The organism is Peribacillus sp. NPDC058075 (assembly GCF_042885195.1).
GTDB lineage: Bacteria > Bacillota > Bacilli > Bacillales > DSM-1321 > Peribacillus.
In genome coordinates this window covers 2,490,291-2,507,529 of the sequence record NZ_JBHVSL010000001.1, presented here as the reverse complement: position 1 = coordinate 2,507,529, position 17,239 = coordinate 2,490,291, and the positions used below count along the sequence as shown (strand labels likewise).

The 17,239-nt window shown below is 35.3% G+C and carries 14 protein-coding genes and 5 pseudogenes; 14 read left to right on the top strand and 5 right to left on the bottom strand.

All coding sequences use genetic code 11. The features are described from left to right. Positions 1 to 54 precede the first annotated feature (54 nt). Positions 55 to 432 carry an FAS1-like dehydratase domain-containing protein gene (locus ACFVS1_RS12440; protein WP_352921144.1) on the top strand — a complete coding sequence of 126 codons (378 nt, stop codon included), beginning with the start codon at positions 55 to 57 and terminating at the stop codon, positions 430 to 432. A gap of 168 nt (positions 433 to 600) precedes the next feature. Here ACFVS1_RS12440 and ACFVS1_RS12435 read toward each other — a convergent pair whose 3' ends face one another. Next, entirely contained in the window at positions 601 to 1,188 is a 588-nt protein-coding gene (locus tag ACFVS1_RS12435; RefSeq protein ID WP_387547756.1) for a hypothetical protein, read from the bottom strand. Between the two features lie 15 nt (positions 1,189 to 1,203). Then, a pseudogene (locus ACFVS1_RS12430) lies at positions 1,204 to 1,625 on the bottom strand (IS1595 family transposase); the annotation flags it as partial. Here ACFVS1_RS12430 and ACFVS1_RS12425 point away from each other — a divergent pair. Continuing rightward, positions 1,598 to 1,831, top strand: a pseudogene (locus ACFVS1_RS12425) (MFS transporter); the annotation flags it as partial. The pseudogenes ACFVS1_RS12430 and ACFVS1_RS12425 overlap by 28 nt on opposite strands. 258 nt (positions 1,832 to 2,089) lie before the next feature. Then, positions 2,090 to 2,404 (top strand): MTH1187 family thiamine-binding protein, encoded by a 315-nt coding sequence (locus ACFVS1_RS12420; RefSeq protein ID WP_352921140.1) that lies wholly within the window; start codon positions 2,090 to 2,092, stop codon positions 2,402 to 2,404. A 349-nt stretch (positions 2,405 to 2,753) separates the two neighbouring features. Here ACFVS1_RS12420 and ACFVS1_RS12415 read toward each other — a convergent pair whose 3' ends face one another. Both ACFVS1_RS12415 and ACFVS1_RS12410 read right to left on the bottom strand, forming a co-directional pair. Further along, on the bottom strand, positions 2,754 to 3,206 hold the full coding sequence (locus ACFVS1_RS12415) for a hypothetical protein (protein ID WP_387547753.1): 453 nt from the start codon (positions 3,204 to 3,206) through the stop codon (positions 2,754 to 2,756). 785 nt (positions 3,207 to 3,991) lie between these two features. Further along, the gene (locus ACFVS1_RS12410) at positions 3,992 to 4,543 is read right to left on the bottom strand and encodes a hypothetical protein (protein WP_387547750.1); all 552 of its coding nucleotides are present in this window, start codon (positions 4,541 to 4,543) and stop codon (positions 3,992 to 3,994) included. 416 nt (positions 4,544 to 4,959) lie between these two features. On the opposite strand from ACFVS1_RS12410, the pseudogene ACFVS1_RS12405 reads away from it, so the two are divergent. The 7 genes and pseudogenes from ACFVS1_RS12405 (at position 4,960) to ACFVS1_RS12375 (ending at position 8,925) form a co-directional block, all read left to right on the top strand. Beyond that, a pseudogene (locus tag ACFVS1_RS12405) lies at positions 4,960 to 5,276 on the top strand (molybdopterin-dependent oxidoreductase). Beyond that, positions 5,263 to 5,319: pseudogene (locus tag ACFVS1_RS12400) on the top strand (hypothetical protein); the annotation flags it as partial. The pseudogenes ACFVS1_RS12405 and ACFVS1_RS12400, both read left to right, overlap by 14 nt. Positions 5,320 to 5,337: 18 nt before the next feature. Beyond that, a complete protein-coding gene (locus ACFVS1_RS12395; RefSeq protein ID WP_387549428.1) occupies positions 5,338 to 5,646 on the top strand; it encodes a hypothetical protein in 309 nt (102 codons plus the stop codon). Further along, positions 5,538 to 5,777 (top strand): molybdopterin-binding protein, encoded by a 240-nt coding sequence (locus ACFVS1_RS12390; protein ID WP_387547748.1) that lies wholly within the window; start codon positions 5,538 to 5,540, stop codon positions 5,775 to 5,777. The genes ACFVS1_RS12395 and ACFVS1_RS12390 overlap by 109 nt, the downstream gene beginning before the upstream one ends. Before the next feature lie 149 nt (positions 5,778 to 5,926). Beyond that, a complete protein-coding gene (locus ACFVS1_RS12385; protein ID WP_387547745.1) occupies positions 5,927 to 6,094 on the top strand; it encodes a hypothetical protein in 168 nt (55 codons plus the stop codon). Between the two features lie 769 nt (positions 6,095 to 6,863). After that, positions 6,864 to 8,273, top strand: a complete 1,410-nt coding sequence (locus ACFVS1_RS12380) for a processed acidic surface protein (RefSeq protein ID WP_387547742.1) — start codon at positions 6,864 to 6,866, stop codon at positions 8,271 to 8,273. Position 8,274: 1 nt separating this feature from the next. Next, positions 8,275 to 8,925: a class D sortase gene (locus ACFVS1_RS12375; RefSeq protein WP_387547739.1), complete on the top strand. Its 651-nt coding sequence runs from the start codon at positions 8,275 to 8,277 to the stop codon at positions 8,923 to 8,925. A 486-nt stretch (positions 8,926 to 9,411) separates the two neighbouring features. Here ACFVS1_RS12375 and xylR read toward each other — a convergent pair whose 3' ends face one another. After that, complete coding sequence (gene xylR / locus ACFVS1_RS12370; protein ID WP_387549334.1) at positions 9,412 to 10,566, bottom strand: transcriptional repressor XylR; 1,155 nt, start codon at positions 10,564 to 10,566, stop codon at positions 9,412 to 9,414. A 231-nt stretch (positions 10,567 to 10,797) separates the two neighbouring features. Here xylR and xylA point away from each other — a divergent pair, with 231 nt between their 5' ends. The 4 genes and pseudogenes from xylA to xylE all read left to right on the top strand — a co-directional run bounded on the left by xylA (position 10,798) and on the right by xylE (position 16,401). Beyond that, positions 10,798 to 12,135 (top strand): xylose isomerase, encoded by a 1,338-nt coding sequence (gene xylA, locus ACFVS1_RS12365; RefSeq protein WP_387547737.1) that lies wholly within the window; start codon positions 10,798 to 10,800, stop codon positions 12,133 to 12,135. A 58-nt stretch (positions 12,136 to 12,193) separates the two neighbouring features. Next, positions 12,194 to 13,696 (top strand): xylulokinase, encoded by a 1,503-nt coding sequence (xylB, locus tag ACFVS1_RS12360; protein WP_387547734.1) that lies wholly within the window; start codon positions 12,194 to 12,196, stop codon positions 13,694 to 13,696. A 48-nt stretch (positions 13,697 to 13,744) separates the two neighbouring features. Further along, positions 13,745 to 14,791, top strand: coding sequence for an aldose epimerase family protein (locus ACFVS1_RS12355; protein WP_387547731.1), 1,047 nt, complete (start codon positions 13,745 to 13,747; stop codon positions 14,789 to 14,791). 189 nt (positions 14,792 to 14,980) lie between these two features. Further along, a pseudogene (xylE, locus tag ACFVS1_RS12350) lies at positions 14,981 to 16,401 on the top strand (D-xylose transporter XylE). The last annotated feature ends 838 nt before the right edge of the window (positions 16,402 to 17,239 follow it).

The following is a 17,239-nucleotide window of genomic DNA, read 5'->3' as shown; positions in this document are numbered from 1 at the left end:
AATCGTTTAAGTCTACACGATTAAATTAAGATAAAAATAAAAGGAGGAATAAAGTTGTCTTTAAACGTAGGGGATATTATTACATTTGAACGGACTTTCACTAAAGAGGATGTTGAATTGTTCACAAAAGTATCATGGGATGAGGGGGATCACCATATTACTCCCGATGAACAGGGGAGACTTGTTATTCAAGGGTTGTTGACTGCTTGTTTACCAACAAAAGTGGGTGGAGAAAACAATGTATTGGCTCGTACCATGAATTTTGAGTTTATTAAACCAGTTTTTACAGGAGATACAATAATATGTGAGGTAACGATCGAAAAGTTTGAAAAGAAAGATAATGGTCGAATATCTATATTGGCAACTTTCCTATGCGCAAATCAGAATGAGGAACAAGTATTAAGAGGAAGCTTTGCGGGAGTCATATTATAAACGTATAAACTAATTCTATAGCCTAGTCATTTTAAAGCATCCTGTCGAGGGTGTTTTTTATTGGAAAAAAACTGTGATGTTAATTCCTATAGGATGACATTAAAGTCATTTGATTTTTAGGCTCTGATAAATAATATTGTTGATATAAGCTAATATAAATTGAGGACCTCAATCAAGGTCCTTGATTTTGTTCTTATTTATGTCGCTGTTCTCCAAATCAAGCGAGTAGGCTTCTGATATAAAGTGTGTAATTTTTTTAGGGGAGTTGTATTTGTCATTCTTACTAAATATAGTGAGTCCAACCTCGTGTACATCAATAAATGTATCGACCTTTTCAAAATCTAGATTTTTAAATTCAATAGGTTTATCCCAGTTTCTTGTTGGGACTAAATTCCCTTCAGAAAGTCCTTGTCCAAAGAAAATAAACACGCTCAATCCATTTAAAACTAAATCAACCGTACTACTACAAATCACTTCTAGTGTGTCAACCGAATCAATTTTAATAATAATACCGTCCGAAGCAAACTTATAGTAAGGGATATTCCTTTCCAAAATAATCTTTTTAATATGTTCAAAAATGACAGATTCCAGCACAAAGAATACAGGAAAGCTTAATATATTTTGAACCAATGTATAAAGAAAGTCCGTATCTATGTCTCTAATTCCGACATCCATTGATGTAAACATATCTTTCGGAAGGGCAAAATCATCTTTTATACTATCGTCTGAGAATTGAACAAAATATTGTTTTTTCAATTTTTCACCTCCTACTTAGGTTATTTTTAATGTTGATAATCTTAATTTATCATAAGTAGCATTGGTAGATAATAGACAACTATCAATCACCATTTTGCTTAGATGTAGAATCATTACGGAATCTAATTACATCCAAGAATTGAAACCAACTCAATTAATGGTTGAGGTATTTGCGTCATTAAAACGGACCATCCAGCCTTTTTAACATTTTGTATATGGAAAAGCCCTTTAACACGTTCCTTTCCATCCGATTTGAAAGGATAATGCTCTAGTCCTTTGTCTTTTGCATAGGTTTTAAATGCTCGCCACGCATCTGTACAAAGGATATTCGATTTGGATAGCTTGGAGCCGATTGCTTTATCCAATCGGGATTTTACAATACTTCCCTGTCCTAAGACTTTGGAATAAGTCAGTTTTTGACGGTCCCTTGCAATCAACTGTTATGCCATGTTTACAAACATGGACCGTTCAAAAGGTAAGTGAAGAAAAAAGAGGTGCAGCCAACGCAATCTTTTTTTCCAGTTTCGACGTTGGTGTTGGAGTTAGCGCATTTGTATTAGGAATTTTAGCTGAATGGATCAGTTTAGAGATGATCTTCAGGTTTGTTGGATATACTACCAATATGAATATACATCTAGTCTACTCGTTCATATATATGGGATGTATAGAAAAAGCAGCTAATAACCTAGTCTGCAGGACCAGAGTTAAAAATCAACGCTTCCTTTTTTATTTGACCGATTCTACAGTAATTTTCTTGCCAGATTTACGTATCTCAAGCCCAAAAACCATATCAAATTTCCCAGGTGCGAAGTTTGAGTTATAATAGTAAAAAACATCCGTCTATATAGATGAATGTCAGCAAGCTTCATGATTAATACATAAAAAGGATTGGTGAATAAAAATGGCAATTGTTGATGTAACGGTTATTCCTGTCGGTACACAAACTCCAAGTGTTAGCAGCTATGTGGCAGATATTCAAAGAGTATTAAAGCAATATGAAGAGAAGGGAGAAATCCGTTTTCAACTGACACCCATGAATACAATCATTGAAGGCGACCTGCCTAAATTGTTTGAAGTGATCCAAGCGATGCACGAAGTACCTTTTGAAAAAGGTCTTGCTAGAGTCTGTACGAATATCCGAATCGATGACCGTCGTGATAAAGAACGCAAGATGGAAGACAAAGTAAAGCGAGTGAAGGGCATGCTTGAGGGATAACAGCTTCTTTAGTAATAGGGACAGATATACCTCGTTTTTCGTCTTTCATCGATATATTATATTGCAGTTTTCGGAGATATATCCCGATTTTCAATTAGTGTCAATGTATTAATAGCTCTAAAGCCTTGGTATTACTGATTTCTCAGTTACCAAGGCTTTTTTTATTTATGATTTAATGAAAGGGAGCCGATTGGCTGATCCCATTTCATAGATTTTCCTATTCTATCTTGCATAATCCTTGTATTTGAAAAACCATTTCACTTTTTTCTTTTCATTAGCATACTACCGTTTCCTCGTTACCGGCTTTCATCTGCAAACTGCATGAGTTGAGGTAGTGAGTGTAGATAATTCATAAACGTTCGCCATAAAGTTCTTTTTCTTCAATGGGATGAAAAAGAGTGAATCCTTTTGAACAAAATACAAACCTTTTATCTATCTCGAATCCAGCCTTATTCAAAATTTCAACGGTTCCATGCGAACCTGTGCCACCATACCCGCAACTACAACCTGATAGGTGCAGCTCATTTCCTTTTTTGTCTATAAGGATGAGATCGCTATCAAGCAAATTATTATCTTTATTAATTTCTTTAACTATTTTTGCAATTTTAAAACGGTCAAAATGATCTTTAACTGCTTCGAATAAGGCAATACTTTTATTGGTAACACCGCGGTTATCACCGTAATCTTTTATGACGAATACTTCCCGCTCATATGACTTCTTATAAAGTTTGTATTTTTGGTAAGTGATGTCATTAATTTTACAAATAAGTGGACTATTACTATCAAGTTTTTGATTAAACATTGCACCCCTCCTAAATAGTTAGTTTATAAAGTTTATTAGGAGAAAAAGAGATTAGTACTAAGAAACTGATAATAGGCAAAATTTTTTCATTTCTGATTCTCTTTTAATTAATAGGAATGAAACATGAAACCTATAAAGGTATGGATGGAACTGGTAGGAGGAAGTGACATTAAAAAGCACCAAAATAGGTGCTTCCTAGTTATATATCTTCTTAAAGTAATGAACAAACATAATGTTCATTATCGTTTCGACTATAGCATTAATGCTTACATCGATAATATTAGTTTCCTCAAGTGAATGATAAGGGGCAAATACGACAATATAAATAGAACCAATGATAGTTAAAAGTATGGTCCATAAGCCGTTGCGTAAAAAAATAGGAAAGACATGATACCGAAGAATATGACAACCCCTCTTTGTCATACCCTTTATAAAAAGCTAAGGGTGTGACAATTCTGAGTATGAAGAAAAACGACCAAATCGTTATTTATATAATAAAAGGCTCAACAATTAAAAGGTTTTTAATCCTAGATCTAATTATTGGATCAGGAATTTTTTATGTAGTCAAATTCATTTCTTCAAGCATATTAATAGCGAGTGCGAGCAGTTTTGTTGGAACAGAAGGAATAAAAAAGGCACCGAAAGTTCTGAAAAATGCAATTGGATTAATATCCTAAAGGATTATGCATTCCACAAAATCGAGCGTTGTTTAACAAGAAGAGAATACATATTGTAAAGGTCTGATATGTATTCTCCATTTTACAATGATACAACGTTGGCGTTCTCTACGTATTTTTCCATACAGTTGCATACTTCTTTTGATATTTTGCATCCTCTTCTTTTTCAACTAAATTCAGTGCGATTTGCTTTATTTCTTCATCTTTTATTTCATTAAATAAGTTCCTAAGTCCTTGAATGATATCAAAACGAATTAACGTGTAGTTTTTTTCATGAACACAATTTAAATACCGATCAACAAGACTACTTATTACCATTTCTTTTTGCTCAGTGCCAGCTAGACCTATTTTCCATATAGATTGTAGACTATGTCTTGCGGTGACGAATTTTTTATCTTTTGTCACTTCCCAAACCAATGGGAAATCCTTTATCATTCTTTTTTCAGGATCACTTTTCGCCAAACTGCAAAGAAATTGTGCCGCCCTAGATCTTCGATGGTTATCAGAATGAGTTAAATCCTCCTTCAATTGTTCCCATACATCATAAGCCCAGTCCACCTCTTTTTTGGTAGAAGCAAGGATATGATTGTAGGCTTCGAATTGTAAGTCCTTATCTTGAGAAAGTAAATTTTCAAAAGAAGTTTGTATAGTACGGTCCATTAGAAACACTCCTTCTTAAAATATGATAGACAGCCACTCATCACTGTTGTACTATCCCGAATAGCCAATTAGTCCAATATAATTATTTCAAATAAAAAATATACGTACAATAACTTTCTCGAGAAGCGGCCATTTTTAGCCGGCTTAAAGCTCGCCTGTATTTGAAGTTAAAATTCAATAAACTAATTAGGCTGTACCGAACGTATACATCTATAATGAAGCATTTTAATTTGGGGAGAATTATGACAAATCCACATAAAGTGAAACCCTATTTATTGACACGTAGTTTGCAGCCGGAAAACAGGAGACACCGATTCATTTCATCAATAATGATAGCATGGAAAATCAATTATTTTATAGAAGGAACCACCTTTCTTATCCGACTCTTTCCTATTCAAACTAAGGGCTGCCTATAAATGCTGTCCATGCAAGACATTCTTCAATATCAATCAAAAACCGTGGAAGTTGTCCTTGAATGCTCGGGTGACAAGCGTAATCTCTTCGAACCCAAAATATTTGGAGAACAATGGGGAAAGAGAGCTATCAGCCAAGGTAGGTGGAAGGGGCAAAAGAAGTTGTCGTAGAGGGCTATCATTATGGAAATAGGAAAGATCTAGAGGCGTTTTTTACCTATACCAGGAGTTTGCCTATCGAGAAAGCACTGCTTCCAGATATCATTATTGCATATGAATATAATAACCAGCTAATTCCTTTTAAACATGGCTATCCATAGGTTAATAGTTCCGCAGTGGTATGCAATGGCATCCGTTAAGTGGATAAAGCAGATAAGTATTATGGATTCTACATTCAATGGGCCGTTTCAAACAATTAATTATGTGTATTATCCAAAAAAAGACAATGATCATGTTGCATTTCCAGTTACTACAATAAATATCAATTCGACAATCCAAAAGCCGCTGGATATGGAAATGATACATACTGGTAAGCATTTAATAAAAGGAATTGCTTGGACAGGAGAAGGAGTATTACAAAGGTGGAAATTAGTCATGATGGTGGCTATTCATGGAGAAACGCCCATATATTACCTCGACAGAATATTATTTACAGCTGGGTTAGTTGGTCATTTGAATGGACTATACTAAAAAAAGGTGAGTTTACGATTAAATCCAGAGCAACAGATTCATTTGTTCAAATTCAACCGAATTTTCCTTTTTGGAATAAAAAAGGTTATGGGTATAATGCCATTGATAAAATTGAAGTTAAGGTAGAATGACTATCAAATTATCTTTAGGGAAAGAAACAGGAGAATAAATTATTGAAGAAGAATATAAGTGATCCAAACGATCGAAAAAAAAGCAGCCGTGATTTTCTTTGAAATTGGTTAAATCCATTTAGTTAATCGTTGAAAATGAAGAGGAACGTTTGAAAAAGAGTCGCCCGTTTCCTTATCAAGAAACTCCTTCAGTGGATATAGCGTTAAGAAAAAGTCGTTCCTGGATTTGGCCAAATAACGGTTTTGTGTTACAGAAAAACACCCTTCCAAAAGAGTTTTGGGGGGTTATTTGGCATGGCCAATTAAATACTGAATAAGAGAGGAGATTATTCCTGACTACTGGCAGGGTAGGTTCAAGAAGTGTAGTAGTGCAAAGGACTGAGGCTAAAAGCAGTATAGAATTCTCTTGTCTCTAAATGTAAAATAAAGGATTTTAAATGTGAAATTACTTTGGGACTAAAATGCATAGAGAATTTTAATAGGAGTGACCCCGATGAGGTTAACAAGAAAACATGCAACACTTAAAACTTCCGATTACTATTTGAACAAAAAAGGAGCATTATGCTCCTAATCTAACTTAAAAGGTGAGATGTGAGAATTTCACACTTAGAAATTAAGTGCCCTGGGTTTTTAATCGATCTATTCCGTTTTAGTCTCCAATTCATCATTAACTGGATATATCTTTCTAGGTATTCCTTTAGCTGCCGGGCGGTGCTTCTTCACCAATTATTTCTGCAATCTCTTGCTCGACAGCTAAATCTTTTGAGAAAAGAATGATTGAAACGGAACATACCATCACTAACATCCACATAGTTAAGGGAAGTACATGGATATAAGTGAATGAATTAAAAAATTATACTCTTGTCTATATAACCGTTGATTTTTGGTCCAGTTTAGGGAATTTAGAGTTATCATCATCGTTCTCCCTAATAAATTCCTTATATTCTTAATTATTAAGCAGAAGCTGAAAATGCTTGTTAGCAAAGTAAGTAAAATAGTAATTTTAAAAAAACTTCATTGTTAAATTATTGTTATTACCTTATAATTTTCTAGAAACATATGATATGTTATGAATAGGAGAAAAGTATGAAAAAACTGTGGACGATCTTAGTTTCTTTTGCGTTGTTAATTAGCTTATTCCCGCAATTAGCATCGGCGGCACCAAGCAAAAATTTTGACCAAGAACTTACAAAGTATTTAAAAGAGGTAAGCCTTGTAAGGGGTTTTGAAGTGACGAAGGATGATATTGAAACATCACTTTCTTTTTACGATGAAAGTATTAAAAACTTTGAATCTATTGGTGATTTAAAAGAAGCCTTAGGCGAAGTCATTAAGGCAGATTTAAGTAATTTAGATGCCATTTATGAAGATTATAATCTAACTAATGAGAGCCTAAATAATCTATTACAAGAAAATGGCGAAGAACTAGACGATTATATCTTTATCTGGGACTTAGATGAAGCTGTTTATTTCTTTACTGAAGAGGGCGATTTTGAACGCGATCCAAACTTTGATAAAGAATTAGTCAGTTATTTAGCCAAAGTTAGCAAGGAAAGAGGCTTCGAAGTAACAAAAGAAGATATCGAAGCGTCATTGGAATCTTATGATTTTAGTCTGGAAGAATTTGAATCTGTCGAAGAACTTAGCGAATTCTTGGGTGACGTCATAAAGGCAGATCTAAGCAACTTAGATTATTTTAATGAGAATTATGGATTGGATAAACAAGCCTTGCTTCAAATGTTGGAAAAAAATGGTGAAGATATTAGCGATTATATATACATGGATCATCTTGAAGAAACTGTTTGGAACCTTACTGGTGGCGGGATGGACGGTGAAGTTGCAGAAGATCTGCTTCCCATTTTCGAGGAAGAGCTCGGTTTAACGGAAGAGGAACTACAGCGGCTTGAAGACCACTTAATGTCTTTGGAAGAGCATCTTTCCAATCCGGAAACAGTCAAGCAACTTGAAGATTTGGGAAACCGCATGATGGCTTTCGAGGAATTTGATGTAGCAACAGAGCTTACAGCTGAACAGATAGCTGAAATGGCATCAATCTATGAAGAATTACTTTCAATCTTTAAGCTTAATGTATCCTATTCCCTTGTGAAAAGTGGCTCGGAATCACCTGTATCCCTTATGGATTTAATGAAATTGGAAGAATTGAAGGGTGCTAACTTGAAAATAAATATATATAATACAGACGGGAAGTTCTTGGCTGATCTTTTAATAACAGGTGAAATGGTCGATTCTGACACTCTGACCAATGCAGGCGGGCAAATAAAGGAATCTGCAAAAGAGGTGCAAAAAACCATTGAAAAGGCACCAGTTGCTAAACCAGTAAAACAAAAGATCAGTACTCATACTAATTCAGAACATCAAACCGTAAAAGGGGCTAAACTGCCAAATACCGCTTCCGATTATTTGCCTAGTGCCCTTTTAGGACTATTTCTTGTCTTGGTCGGAAGCTTGATGTATCGAAAAATTAGGAAAGCTTAATATGAAACAATTAAAGAAAAAGCGGCTGCTGCTGCTTTCTTGTACAATTGCCATCATTTTATTTGGGATTTGGTTTTCCACATCCAATATGTATAAGTTTGCAAAAGGCTACTTTCTATACAAGACTCATGCTCCAAGTAGCCAAGTAAATGAAACAGTACAGAAAACACCAAGTGATAAACCAGCAAGTGATAAACCAGCAAGTAATAAAACAACAAAGAAAGATCTATATCCTGTCCGCCCTGAAAAGGGTGAAGAAATCGGGGAACTGTATATACCCAAACTAAAAACAAAACTCCCTATTTTCCATGGCACAAACGAGGATGAATTGGAAAAAGGCGTTGGTCACTTTGCAGGAAGCGTGCTACCTGGTGAAAATGATAATTCCGTTCTTTCTGGTCATAGAGATACGGTATTCCGTAAACTCGGGCAAGTTGGCGAAGGAGATTTGTTGATAGTAAGAACATCGGCAGGGGAATTCACATACAAAGTCAACAAAGTTCGAATTGTGGATGAGGATGATCGAACGGTAATCGTACCAAAGCCACGGGCAACGCTAACCGTCAGTACCTGTTACCCCTTTGATTATATCGGGTCAGCACCTGAACGCTATATACTTGTCGCTTATTTGACATCAAAAACAGTAAGTTAATCAAATGTACTAAAAAAAGCGTCCCAATAAGGAAAACTATTGGGACGCTTTTGATTTTCTTTCTTTTTAGAAAGGAAAGCGAAGGTGATATCACTTCCTCCACTTTTAAACCAATTAGAAAAACACCGATCACGGTGCTTTTTCATTGCCAATTTATTTATATTGTTAAACTATTCTTATTGCTTGAAGTGCCCAATGAAGCGGATTTTAATATTTTATGATGATAAATATAAGAGCCGGCTATCAAAATATATCCGATAATGAAAAGAAGCCACCCACTGGCAGGGTCGCCCACTGATATGCTTGAATACATAACACCCGTCAAATCAAATACAAAACCTGCATAAGCCCATTCCTTGATTTTCGGAAAGCCAGGAATAAGTATGTAAGGGACGAAAACAAACAAGAGAGGTCTTTCTCTAGGTAGAGAAAAACCTCTCTTGTTATCTTAGGAAAGATATTCAGACATCTATACTCTGAAATAGATTAGCTTGTAGTAACATTTAAAAAATGTTCGATCACAATTGAAACAGCTCCTAATGCAGGTGCATTTCTTCCTAATGTAGAGGGCAATAGTTCACACATACTTTCTAAATGAGAATTTACCCTAGAAGTAACCTCATTCTTAATGGTATTTAACACAATCGGGTGAGATTCGATAATGTTATTTCTCAAAATAATAGCTTGTGCGTCAAAGGTATTGAGAATATTAGTTAAGCCAATACTGACGTAGAAGCCAAAGTTCTGGAGTGCATTTAAGACGGCTACATCATTTTTATTTGCACGTTCAACAATTTCTTTTCGTAACATATTCTTTTCGTCTATAGAAAAAGAATCCAGTAATGCTTTTTCTGAAGCATATAATTCCCAGCATCCTCGGTTTCCGCAACTGCATTTGGGACCGTTAAAATCTATCGTCATATGCCCCATTTCTCCAGAAAAGCCATTTACTCCTTTATATAATTCATTATTAATAATAATTCCGACTCCAATTCCAACGTTAATACTGATATAAATGATGTTTTCATAGTTTTTAGTAACCCCAAACACTTTTTCACCGCATGCGCCTGCATTAGCCTCATTTTCAACAAAAACAGGTACATTGAACTCGCTTTCAATTAAGAGTTGCAAATCTTCAATGTACCATTCCAAGTTGGGCATGAAAATAATTTTTTGATTGCTATCCACAAGACCCGGTACACAAATACCTATTCCCACCAAACCGTAAGGAGAGTCGGGCATATGAATGATAAAATCATGTATAAGTGCAAACAGAATTTCTTTCACTTCACCAGCTGAAGGGCTAGACAAGTCAGAAACCTTCTCCAGGATAATGTTGCCTTCTAAATCGGTTAAAATTCCATTAAGGAAATCAACACCTATATCAATACCTATTGAATAGCCTGCATTTTTATTAAAAACAAGCATCACAGGTCTTCTGCCACCTCTAGATTGTCCTGCTCCAATTTCAAAAATAACATTCTTTTCAATTAATTCATTTACTTGGGAAGAAACAGTGGATTTATTTAACCCTGTAATCTCAGAAAGGGCTGCCCTTGAGATTGGTGAGTTTTTTAAAATTTCATTTAAAATCAACTTTTGATTCATTTTCTTTACTAATGCTTGATCTGCTATTGAAATGATAATCACTCCTTTGTTTTACCATTGAACTAAGTGTTTTTTGTTTTTAAATTAAAATATACTATGGACATAGTATATTTCTTATTATAACGTTAATTTTCTTAAAAAAACATTGAAATAACTAATTACTTTGTATATTATGAAATTAAGTTAGTTTATTGACACAACAAACTTTCTCGGATGGTATTTCTGAAGAAAGTTTTTCACTTTAATTAAAGGGGGAAGTAACACATGTTTCAAACTGATACTAACAAAATTAATTATTTTGAAAGCGTAAACAAAGTCTCATATGAGGGAAAAGAATCTAAAAATCCTTTAGCTTTTAAATACTATAACCCAGAAGAAGTAGTAGGCGGTAAAACAATGAAGGAACAACTGCGATTCTCAGTTGCTTACTGGCATACATTTACAGCTGATGGGACAGATCCTTTTGGTGCAGCTACGATGCAAAGATCATGGGATAAATATGATGGAATGGACTTAGCAAAAGCTAGAGTAGAGGCAGCTTTTCAACTTTTCGAAAAATTAGGGGTTCCTTTCTTTGCGTTTCATGACCGAGACATCGCACCTGAAGGAAACACATTGAAACAAACAAATGAAAATCTTGATGTAATCGTTAGCATGATTAAAGAATATATGAAAACAAGTAACGTAAAGTTATTGTGGAACACAGCTAATATGTTTACAAATCCTCGCTTCGTTCACGGTGCAGCAACTTCTTGTAATGCAGATGTATTTGCTTATGCAGCAGCCCAAGTAAAGAAAGGACTCGAAACGGCAAAAGAATTAGGAGCAGAAAACTATGTGTTCTGGGGCGGCCGTGAAGGCTATGAAACACTGCTCAATACAAATTTAAGGTTAGAGTTAGATAACTTGGCTAGATTTATGCATATGGCTGTAGATTATGCTAAGGAAATTGGATTTAAAGGTCAATTCTTAATTGAGCCAAAACCAAAGGAACCAACAACGCATCAGTATGACACCGATGCAGCTACGACCATTTCGTTCCTAAGACAATACGGAATAGATAACCATTTTAAATTAAATCTTGAAGCTAACCATGCTACTTTAGCTGGCCATACGTTTGAACATGAATTACGCGTAGCCAGAGTTCAAGGCTTCTTGGGATCAGTGGATGCAAACCAAGGTGATCCTCTTTTAGGATGGGATACCGATGAGTTCCCAACAGATCTATATTCTACTACTTTAGCAATGTATGAGATCCTACAAAATGGAGGATTAGGTAGTGGAGGGTTAAATTTTGATGCTAAAGTGCGCAGAGGTTCCTTTGAACAAGAAGATTTAGTATATGCCCATGTAGCTGGGATGGATGCGTTCGCTAGAGGTTTAAAAGTGGCTCATAAATTATTGGAAGACCGTGTTTTTGAAAACATCATTGATGAACGCTACAGCAGTTTCAAAAAAGGAATTGGTCTTGAGATTGTTGAAGGAAGAGCCAACTTCCAAACACTAGAGCAGTATGCATTACAAAATCCAAACATTACGAATAATTCAGGAAGACAGGAACGAATTAAGGCCACCTTAAATCAATATATTTTAGAAGTTTAACAGATAAAAGAGAGTAGAAACAAATTCTGCTCTCTTTTATAAAAGTGGAGGAATCAAGATGAAATATATTATAGGAATTGATCTAGGAACGAGCGCTGTCAAAACTGTTTTAGTTAATACAAAAGGTGAGATCTGTGCAGAGGCTTCTAAAAATTACCCTCTTCTGCATGAAAAAACAGGATATAGTGAACAAAATCCAGAGGAGTGGATTCAGCAGACTGCTAGTGCTTTAAATGAGCTAATCTCCAAATCCGATGTAAGGCCAGAAGATATAGAAGGATTAAGTTATTCTGGACAAATGCACGGTCTAGTACTGTTGGATAAGAATCATAATCTCTTACGTCATGCTATATTATGGAACGATACAAGGACGACAGCACAGTGTCAGCAGCTATATGAAACGATTGGAGAGAAACGTCTTTTAGAAATAACAAAAAATCAAGCTTTGGAAGGGTTTACACTACCTAAGCTGCTATGGGTTAAAGAGCATGAACCGGAGATATTTGATCAAGCAGCTGTATTTATGCTGCCTAAAGACTATTTACGCTTCAAAATGACAGGCTTAATTCATAGTGAATATTCAGATGCTGCCGGTACATTATTGTTGAACGTGAGTGAGAAAAAATGGAGCGAAGAGCTTTGTAAATTAGTGGGCATTGATATCAGCATTTGCCCATCGCTAGTGGAATCCAGTGAATGTGTCGGAACAATTAATGAAGAATTCTCTCAAAAAACAGGGCTAACATTATCAACTAAGGTATTTGCGGGTGGAGCTGATAATGCTTGTGGAGCAATTGGAGCCGGTATTCTATCATCAGGAGAAACGTTATGCAGCATCGGGACATCTGGTGTCGTACTTTCTTATGAGGAGCGAAATGATAGGGACTTTGCTGGGAAATTGCATTATTTCAACCATGGAAAAGAAAATGCTTTTTATACGATGGGAGTTACATTATCTGCTGGTCACAGTTTAAGTTGGTTTAGAGATAATTTTGCTGAAAATGAGTCATTTGAAGAACTACTGGCTGATATAAACAATGTTCCAATTGGTTCAAATGGGCTTCTATTTACTCCATACTTAGTTGGGGAACGAACACCACATGCAGATGCTATTATACGTGGAAGCTTTATAGGAATGGATGCTTCTCATAAAAAGAGGGATTTTACAAGGGCAGTCATTGAAGGAATTACCTTCTCATTAAATGAATCAATAGAAATTATTCGAGAAAATGGAAAAGAAATTACATCAATTGTATCAATTGGCGGGGGAGCAAAAAACGATAGTTGGCTTCAGGTTCAAGCAGACGTTTTTAACACAAAAATAATAAAACTATCTACTGAGCAAGGACCGGCGCTAGGGGCAGCCATGTTAGCCGCTTATGGATGTGGGTGGTACAACTCATTAGAAGAATGCGCAGATGTATTCATATCTACTTCAAAAACATATCAACCTAAATTAGAAAATGTTCCAGTTTATAAACAACTTTATGCTTTATATAAAGAGGTATATTACCAAACAAAAGACTTAAGCAAAAAGCTGAATCAATTTAGCAGAAAGTAACTGGTTGCATTTGAATCATGCATCCCTTTCTTCGAAAAGGAGAGTAATATGAAAGTAGAAGAGGGAATTTTCGGTGAAATAAATAGAGAATTGGTAAAGTCTTATACAATCATGAACAATCAAAACATAAAAGTAACCTGTATTGATTATGGATGTACGATTACTAGAATTGATGTACCAGACAAAGAAGGGAATATAGAAAATATCGTGTTAGGATTTGATTCTGCAGAAGATTATTTACTTTATTCCCCTTATTTTGGTGCGGTAATCGGTCGAGTGGCAGGGAGGGTTAATCCACCAAGAGTTGATATAGAAGGGGTTACATACCTCCTCGCTGAGAATGAAGGGAGAACTCATTTACACGGTGGTCCTGAGGGATTCCATAACGTAATCTGGAAATCCTCTACTAGTGAGAGTGTAGATGAGGCTAGTGTGACATTTACTTATATGAGTGCAGATGGAGAAGCTGGTTATCCTGGAAATCTTGAGGTAAGCGTCGTTTACACTCTCACTGATAATAATGATCTTATAATAACCTATCATGGTATTTCAGATAAAAATACGTTATTAAACTTAACCAATCATACGTACTTTAATCTGAGTGGCAATTTAAAAGAAGATATCTTACAGCATGAATTAACTATGAAAAGTGATAAGTTTTTAGAGCTCGATCGGTCCTTACTGCCATCAGGCAATTTAATAGACGTTGAACATACACCTTTTGATTTTAGAGCGGGAAAGCGAATTATTGAAGGAGTAAAATCCAAACATCAACAAAATGAAATAGTTGGAAATGGGTATGACCATCCATTCTTATTAAGTGAAAATCATCAAAAGGAAATTTGTTTGGTTAATCCTTCTAACGGACGGAAAATGATAGTGGAAACAGATGAGCCATATGTTGTTTTATATACGGGAAATATGTTAGAAGATACTTTTCTAATTAGAGGGGTTCCTTGTCAAAAAAACCTTGGCTTATGTTTCGAAACTCAACATCCGCCAAATGCCATTCATAATCAGCAATTACCTTCTATTTTATTAGAAAAAAATAAAGAATATCATTCTAAAACTCGTTTTACGTTTACCGTCGAGTAAAAACCTTTGGTATTCAAAGGTCTAATGTTGTTTTAGTGAAATGAAAATCTACTATGGAAGGGAGGATAAAAGCAGTTAGTAGAATGGGTGAGGGAAGAATTCCTTCTTGTTCATTAATTTTGAAAGCGCAACCAAAAGTATGCGCTTTAATATTAAATAAACTTCATTCATAACTGTTTTTAATAAAACATGAAGCAAAAACGAAACTCATTATATATCTTTTCGATTACATTAGTCGCCGCAATTGGAGGATTGCTGTTTGGATATGATACAGCTGTAATTTCTGGAGCTGAAGAATCTTTAAAGGTTTATTTAATCGATAGCTTAGGGTTAGGACCTTTGGCACATGGCGTCACCGTATCAAGTGCTTTAATAGGATGTATTATCGGAGGTTTAATTTCCGGCTATTTTGGATCAAGACTAGGACGTAAAAAATCACTTATACTTGCAGCGATTCTTTTTATAGTATCAGCATTAGGTGCTTCTTATCCTGAATTTTTATTTTTTACAAAAGGTGAACCAACACTTTCTTTATTACTAGCTTTTAACTTTTATCAAATTATAGGGGGGATTGGTGTTGGATTAGCGTCTGCCATTTGTCCAATCTATATAGGAGAAATTGCTCCGGCTGATATTCGCGGCAGATTGGTATCATTTAATCAGTTTATGATTATTTTTGGTATGTTAGTCGTTTACTTTGTAAACTGGGGTATTGCAAATGGTGAAACGTTAGAATGGATAAATGATGTAGGATGGAGATACATGTTTGCTTCAGGAGCAATACCAGCTTTAATCTTTGCTGTACTTTTGTTATTAGTTCCAGAAACACCCCACTATTTGGCCATACAGAATCAAGATCAAAAAGCTTTAGCTATACTTACAAAAATCAATGGATCTTCAGAAGCGAAAGCGATTCTGAGTGATATTAAAAAACGACCACTATCAATATTTCTTCCGAAAAATTATTCGCTTATGGAAAATTAGTTATTATTGTAGGTGTACTGCTTTCTGTATTTCAACAATTTGTAGGTATAAATGTAGCCTTATACTACGCACCGCGTATCTTTGAAAGCATGGGAGCAGCAAAAGATTCTTCTATGCTGCAAACCATTATTATGGGATTAGTAAATGTTATCTTTACAGTTATCGCGATTTTAACAGTTGATCGATGGGGAAGAAAACCATTATTAATAGTAGGTTCTATTGGAATGACAATGGGTATGTTAGGTGTAGCAAGCATGGCTTTTTTAAATATTATTGGAATAGGGACGCTTGTGTTTATCATTATTTATACAGCTTCATTTATGATGTCGTGGGGTCCCATCTGCTGGGTGCTAATTTCAGAAATTTTCCCTAATAAAATTCGAGGTAGGGCTGTAGCTATTGCTGTAGCTGCCCAATGGGCGGCTAACTATTTTATTTCTTCTACATATCCTATGATGATGGAATATAGTGGGGGATTAACATACGGTTTCTATGGTTTGATGAGCGTGCTTTCTGCCCTATTTGTTTGGAAAATGGTTCCTGAAACCAAAGGCAAGACTCTTGAACAAATGGAGAATATATGGAGAAGAAATGTTAAAAGTTCAGAAGATAGTCAAATTATTTAAATAGTAAAATTCACTTAAACTGGACACAAATTATAAAATAAAAGAATTCCTATTGTTGGGATAATAAGTATTGTTATTTCAGGGTTTTTATCGGAGCATGGACAGGTGGACAACAACAAAGAGCAAATTTTCATTCAGAAAAAACAAAAAGTCGAATCTTTAGGACAAATTCTGTTTGGGTATTTCTGGATTAAAATGTCTTGTATAATAATACTTTGATCTTCACCTAATGGGTCTCTTACTCTAAAAAGGAAGGTTGCTGAGGCAGCCTTTTTCTTATGCTACTAACGGGGCAGGTTTGGGAGAAGGAAATTTCGGTAAGATAGCGAATTATGCAATAAAATGAAATTAAAGGTAACTATATGATATGACCACAAGTGATGTGCAATATCTACTACTAGGTTTAAGAGTCAGCTGTGAAAAGGATATAAATCCATCAATAAGACAAACTTATTTAAGCTTTGCGGTTTGGTTACGGACATATATGGAATTTCCTATAAAGGTTATTGTATATCTAAAAAAGGTTATCAACTTAAAACCAGAGATGCAAGAGAACTGGCAGGTGTTATAGTAAACGGCGCGAAGTCATGGGTACAGCAGGAATTCACGAGTAAATAGGCCGAATTCACGATTATAGCACGAATTCACGAGTAAAACAGCAAAACTCACGAGTAAGCGGAGCGAATTCACCAGTGTAGCATGAATTCACGAGTAAACAGTGTGAATTCACGAGTAAAACAGTAAAACTCACGAGTAAGCGGAGCGAATTCACCAGTGTAGCATGAATTCACGAGTAAATAGCACGAATTCACGAGTAAAACAGTAAAACTCACGAGTC

Bases quoted from the DNA above. Each gene is read 5' to 3' on its own strand.
- ACFVS1_RS12375 (WP_387547739.1), top strand. From the start codon at position 8,275: ATGAAACAATTAAAGAAAAAGCGGCTGCTGCTGCTTTCTTGTACAATT.
- ACFVS1_RS12395 (WP_387549428.1), top strand. From the start codon at position 5,338: ATGGATTCTACATTCAATGGGCCGTTTCAAACAATTAATTATGTGTAT.
- ACFVS1_RS12410 (WP_387547750.1), bottom strand. From the start codon at position 4,543: ATGGACCGTACTATACAAACTTCTTTTGAAAATTTACTTTCTCAAGAT.
- xylA (WP_387547737.1), top strand. From the start codon at position 10,798: ATGTTTCAAACTGATACTAACAAAATTAATTATTTTGAAAGCGTAAAC.
- xylB (WP_387547734.1), top strand. From the start codon at position 12,194: ATGAAATATATTATAGGAATTGATCTAGGAACGAGCGCTGTCAAAACT.
- ACFVS1_RS12415 (WP_387547753.1), bottom strand. From the start codon at position 3,206: ATGTTTAATCAAAAACTTGATAGTAATAGTCCACTTATTTGTAAAATT.
- ACFVS1_RS12355 (WP_387547731.1), top strand. From the start codon at position 13,745: ATGAAAGTAGAAGAGGGAATTTTCGGTGAAATAAATAGAGAATTGGTA.
- ACFVS1_RS12420 (WP_352921140.1), top strand. From the start codon at position 2,090: ATGGCAATTGTTGATGTAACGGTTATTCCTGTCGGTACACAAACTCCA.
- ACFVS1_RS12380 (WP_387547742.1), top strand. From the start codon at position 6,864: ATGAAAAAACTGTGGACGATCTTAGTTTCTTTTGCGTTGTTAATTAGC.